We start from the raw sequence: 1144 nt of genomic DNA on the forward strand, positions 1-1144 counted from the left end.
TCGACGAGCTGAGCGAGCTCGTGTGCGGATCCCGGTTCGCCGTGGTGTTCGGGGCGTCCGGCAGCGGCAAGTCCTCCCTGTTGCGGGCCGGTCTGATTCCCCGGCTGCGAGAGGAGGCCGCCGGGACGGGGCGTACGGCGGTGCTGCGGATCCTCACTCCGGGAGCCCGGCCCGCCACCACCTACGGGCATCTGCTGACGCCGACGGCCGACGATCCGGAGTGCTGGGTGGTGGTGGATCAGTTCGAGGAGGTCTTCACCCTCTGCCGCGAGCGCGCCGAGCGGGACCGCTTCCTCGACCTTCTGCTCGCCGCGCGCGACCCGGACAGCCGGTTGCGCGTGCTCATCGCCGTGCGGGCCGATTTCTATGCGCGGTGCGCCGAGCACCCGCGACTGGCGGAGGCGCTGCACGGGAGCGGGCTCCTGGTCGGGCCCATGACCGCGGACGAGCTGCGCGAGGCGGTGGTCGGTCCCGCGCAGGCGGCCGGGCTCATCGTGGAGCGGACACTGACCGCGCGGATCGTCGAGGACGTGCTCGACGAGCCCGGCGGACTGCCGATGCTGTCCCACGCCCTGCTGGAGACCTGGCGGCGGCGCAAGGGACGGATGCTGACCCTGGCCGCGTACGAGGCCTCCGGCGGGGTACGCGGCGCGATCGCGGCCAGCGCCGAGGAGGCGTACGGGGAACTCTCGCCGGCGCAGGCGCACGCCGCCCGGCACCTGCTCCTGCGGATGGTCGAGCCCGGGCAGGGCAACGCCGACACCCGCCGCCCGCTCACCTGGGAGGAGATGGCCGGGTGGGAGGACCCCGAAGTGCGGGCCGTCGCCGGGCGGCTGACCCGGGCCCGGCTGCTGACCACCGACGACGACGGAGTACACCTCGCCCACGAGGCACTCATCACCAGCTGGCCGCGGCTGCGCGAATGGATCGACGCGGACCGGGAGCGGCTGCGCCACCACCGGCAGCTGACCGACGCCGCCCGCACCTGGCTGGAGCACGACCGCGACCCGGGCACGCTCTACCGGGGCACCCGCCTGGCGCGGGCCGAGGAACTGTTCGCGGGCGACGACCGGGCCTACGACGGTCTGACGTCCGAGGAGACGGCCTTCCTGGTCGCCGCGGTGGAGCAGCGGGCGGCGGAGGA

General features: G+C 74.5%; 1 pseudogene. It reads left to right on the forward strand.

Features of this window, described 5'->3' with window-relative positions:
* A pseudogene (locus tag ACFU5F_RS42485) lies at positions 1-1144 on the forward strand (hypothetical protein); the annotation flags it as partial.

The organism is Streptomyces sp. NPDC057438 (assembly GCF_042802995.1).
Classification (GTDB): domain Bacteria; phylum Actinomycetota; class Actinomycetes; order Streptomycetales; family Streptomycetaceae; genus Streptomyces.